At 72.9% G+C, this 4,349-nt stretch carries 3 protein-coding genes; 1 reads left to right on the top strand and 2 read right to left on the bottom strand.

What is annotated here, in order from left to right:
• A partial coding sequence (locus tag AC5LSR_RS23135; protein ID WP_493469022.1) for a DUF6049 family protein occupies nt 1-2,597 on the bottom strand: 2,597 nt, incomplete at its 3' end.
• 86 nt (nt 2,598-2,683) lie between these two features.
• Nucleotides 2,684-3,109, bottom strand: coding sequence for an NUDIX hydrolase (locus tag AC5LSR_RS23130; protein WP_250287384.1), 426 nt, complete (start codon nt 3,107-3,109; stop codon nt 2,684-2,686).
• 400 nt (nt 3,110-3,509) lie between these two features.
• Here AC5LSR_RS23130 and AC5LSR_RS23125 point away from each other — a divergent pair.
• A partial coding sequence (locus AC5LSR_RS23125; RefSeq protein WP_493469020.1) for a tRNA nucleotidyltransferase/poly(A) polymerase-related protein occupies nt 3,510-4,349 on the top strand: 840 nt, incomplete at its 3' end.

Raw genomic sequence — 4,349 nt, 5'->3', positions numbered from 1 at the left:
GACCCGGACGGCCCGGAAAGCCCGGACGAGCCGGAAAGCCCGGACGAGCCGGAAAGCCCGGACAGCCCGGGCCGCGTGGACAGCCCGACCGTCCCGGTGGCCCCGGTCGCCCGCGGTGTCTCGGCCAGGACGGGCCCACCGCCCGGCGGGGCCGGTCCGGTTCGTGCGGACGCCGCGGTGGGCGTCCGCACGCGCAACGTCCGCAGCCGACGGGCCAGCCGGAGCAGCACCGCGAACACCAGAACCGCCAGCGCCCCTCCCGTTATCGCCACCGCTATCACGCCGAAGACCGTGGACTTCACCAGGATCCGCACCGGCGGCGCGGCTGACAGCGGCTTGCCGGCCGGGGTGAGGATCGTGACATCGACGGGGAACGTTCCGGCACCTTCGGCATCGACCTCGATCTCCACCTGCACCTTCTGCAGAGGTGGCACCGTGAGTTTAACCTGGGTCGCTGATCGTAGCCGGGCTCGGTCGGTCGAGGACAGCGAGAGCAGCACGTTGATGATGACCTCGGTGTTGTTCTCGAGCGTGACCGGAACCGTCCCGTGTTTGCCGGTCAGTGACACACTGCGTGAGGCGACCACCCGGATGCCGTCCCGCAGCGCCTGTACCTCGCCGGCGACACCCGTGCCCAGCTCGTCGGCACCGGCCGTGCCGGCGGCGCCCGCCCGCCAGGCCACCGACTCGGACGACGTGAGCGTGTTCTCCATCGCGTCGATGCCCGCGGCGGCGCAGTTGCGCACGCCGGCGGCGCCCGAGTCCGGCGGGCACAGGACGGACTTCAGCGCGTGGATCTGGCCGCGCAGGTCCTCGGCTGCGATCACTCGGGAGACCGGCAGCTCGGCTGCGAGGGCCCAGCCGGGGTAGGCCAGCCGGCCGCGTTCGTCGGCCGGGGCAGCCTGCCCCGCCGGGTTGCTTCCCGCCGGGTTGCTTCCCGTGGAGCCGGTTCCCGCGGCGGCGGTCTGCGCCGCCGGTGTCGACGGCAGCGCGGCCGGCCGGGAGAACGGCGTGGACAGGCCGCCCATGAGCATCTGCGCCCAGCCGGCCGGCGGGTCCCAGTAACGCGGCAGCGCGATCGTCTGGGGGCGGGCCAGCCCCGGCCGCTCGGCGGTGATCATCGCTATTTCGGCCAGGAGGCCCTGGAACGACTCCGCCTGGGTCGGCGAGCCGGTCTCACCGGTCCCGCCGGCGGGACCGGCCGCCAGCACCCCGAGCGGCTGGTCGGCGGCCAGTACCCGCGCGACGCCACCGGATGTCGGGATCCCGGTGGCGCTCGCGGGGGTGTAGGTCTTCTCCGGGTCCTTCGGCGGCAGCAGGCGGGAGTCCGCGATCACGGTCGTGACGCCCATGCGGCGCAGCAGGTCGAGGGTGGGGGCGTCGACGAGCCCGTCGCCGGGGTAGGCGATCGTCGCGTCCGGGCCGCGGCCGGTCGCGTTCGCGATGACGGTCCGGCCGGTCAGCAGCGCCACCAGGATGCTGTGGAACTCCTGGGCGCGGGTCAGCGCCACCACGTCGACGTCCCCGTAGGGCAGAGCGAAGATCGTTCCGCCGGCGTCCGCGAACGCCTTCAGCTTCGTCAGGAAGGCCGCCGCGTCCCGGACCGCCCGCCGGGGGCTGGGACCGGACGGTGTGGCCACCTCGTACGGGCCGCTGGAGATGATCTGAAGTGTCTGGACGAGGAGCGGGTCGACCGCGAGGGCGACGGGTGGCGCCGGCCGGCCGTCGCTCGGCGTGACGGCGTCCAGCAGCCGGTTCAGCCGGCCGCCGGGGGCCACCAGTTCGGTCAGGCCGTCGTCGGTGAGCCGGCCGTCGGCGCGCAGCCGCGGCACCTCCGCCAGCGGCAGTACGACCGAGACCGGCGTGGGGGCGGTCACCGCGGCCGGCACCCAGATCAGGGAGGAGTAGGTCGTCCCGACGACCTGGCGCTGGCCGCCGACGACGCCGGACGCGGTGAGGCGCAACGGGTAGATCCGCAGTGCGGCCGGCAGGCCCAGCCCCGTCAGCCGCGCGTCCACGGTGAACGTGGCCGGCAGTGCTCCCGGCACGAGCCTGCTCGCCACCGGCCTGGACACCACCGTGGTCGGATAGTTCAGTGTGGCCGCGGCGGCCGGGTTCTCACGCAGGTTCGCCAGTTCCCTGCGGCTGGACACCGCGCGCGCCAGCTCAGCCCGTATCTCCACACCGGAGATCTGTTCGGTGCCGGTGAGCTCCAGATGACCGGTGACGGTCAGTGGCAGCTGTGGGCCGGCAACGGCGGACAGCCCGTCGAGCGCCACCCGGACCGGCCGGGCGACGCCGGTGGCCACGGCCGTGGTGACCCGGCCCGCCGTGGCGGACTGGACCACCAGAGCGGACTGGACCGCCGTGGCGGACCGCTCGGTGGGCTGGACCATCCCACCGGACTGGGTGGACCGGGCCCCTCCGGCGGGCCGCGGCCGTAGCCCACCGGAGGGGCCCGTGGCGTCCGCTGGGCCCGCGAGCTCCGCCGAGCCCGTGGGCCCAGCCGAATCCACAGGTCCGGCCTGGTCTGTGGACGAACCTGTGGATACACGCGTGGAACTTGTGGACGACGGGCCGGCCCGGGCGTGGGCCATCGTGCTCAGCAGCAAAAATATCACCGACAGTATGATTACGGCTACCATAGCGGTACGCCGCGCCGCCGGACGCGCCTGGCCGGCTGTCACACGCTGTCCGTGAGAATGGCCGGCACCCGGCGCAGGAGGCCGCGCTCGTCCGCATAGGCGAGCCGGCGCGGAACCTCGGCCAGCGGCACCCACGCGACCTCGGCGACCTCGACGTCGACGTCCGAGAGCTCCCCGGTCGTGCGAAGCAGGAGATAGTGGTGGACGGTCTTGTGCACGCGCGTCCGTCCGGTGACGAACCAGAAGTCGATCATGCCGAGCCGGCCGAGTACCCGTCCGGTCACACCAGTCTCCTCCGCCACCTCCCGGACCGCTGTCTGTTCCGCTGTCTCCCCGTTCTCGACGTGGCCCTTCGGTAACGACCACAGCAGACGGCCATTCCGGTCACGGCGTGCTATCAGCGCCGCATTGGCCATTTCCGAACGGTCGTCCAACACCAGCCCACCCGCCGAAGTCTCCTCCACCTGGCGCAACCGCCGCCGAGGGGATGCCGGGAACGGGGCCATGGGCTGATCGTACGAGCCTTGCGCGCCGCTTCTCCCAGCATGCGCCCGTAGCCTGTCCGCTGGTGGCGGCCCCGGCAACGAACGGTAAACGCCAAAGCCCACCGTGCCCCGGCCGCTCACAACCCGGGCGCGCGTCCCCCTGGCGTCCAGGCCACGCTCTTGTCGCTCTTGTCGGCCCCCGCGCCAGGCGGCGCCGACGGAACCGCGAGCGGGATTCACACCAGGCCGCCCGTACCCGGGCGCTCGACCAGGCAACCTCGGCCGCCCGCACCAGGCCGCCGGACGGCCGTGGGCCGCCGAACGGCTGAACGACCATGGGCGTTCGCGCCCTGGCCGCCTATACCCTGGGGCGGTGTCGGTGATCTGCTTGGACAATCCACGTGACTCCGCGGAACGGGCGGTGAGCGCCCTGCTCAAGGTGCCACCCGCGGCGGACGCTCTCGGACGGGTCTTCGCGAACGCCGGCTACAGCCTGTATCTGGTCGGTGGGTCCGTCCGGGACGCTCTGCTGGGCCGTTCCGACCCGTCCGGCGCCGACCTCGACTTCGCCACGAACGCCCGCCCCGAACAGATTCTGGACATCACCCGCGGCTGGGCGGACGGGGTCTGGGAGGCGGGGATCGCGTTCGGCACCGTCGGGCTGATCCGGTCCGGGGTGCGCTTCGAGGTCACCACCTACCGGACCGAGGCGTACGACCGCACCTCGCGCAACCCGGCGGTCGCCTACGGCGACACCCTCGAGGGTGATCTCGTCCGCCGTGACTTCACCGTCAACGCCATGGCGGTGTCCGTGCCCGGCCACGAGTTCGTCGACCTCTTCGGCGGCCTGGGCGACCTCGCCCGCAAGGTGCTGCGCACACCCGGCCCCCCCGAGGCGTCCTTCGACGACGACCCGCTGCGCATCCTGCGCGCGGCCCGCTTCGAGGCCCAGCTCGGCCTGGTCCCGGTGCCCGAACTGGTCGCGGCGATGCGTTCCAGGACACCCCGGCTGAAGATCGTCTCGGTCGAGCGCATCCGGGACGAGCTGCGCAAACTCATGGTCGCGGTCGACCCCGTCGCCGGGCTCGCCCGGCTGGTGGACGTCGGCGTCGCCGACATCGTCCTGCCCGAGCTGCCCGCGCTGCGGATGGAGATCGACGAGCACCACCAGCACAAGGACGTCTACGCCCACACCCTGACCGTGCTGCGCCAGGCCATC

It is taken from the genome of Protofrankia sp. CiP1_Cm_nod4, assembly GCF_982290645.1.
Note: the sequence above shows the minus strand (reverse complement) of the source record. Positions and strands in the feature narration are given on the sequence as shown.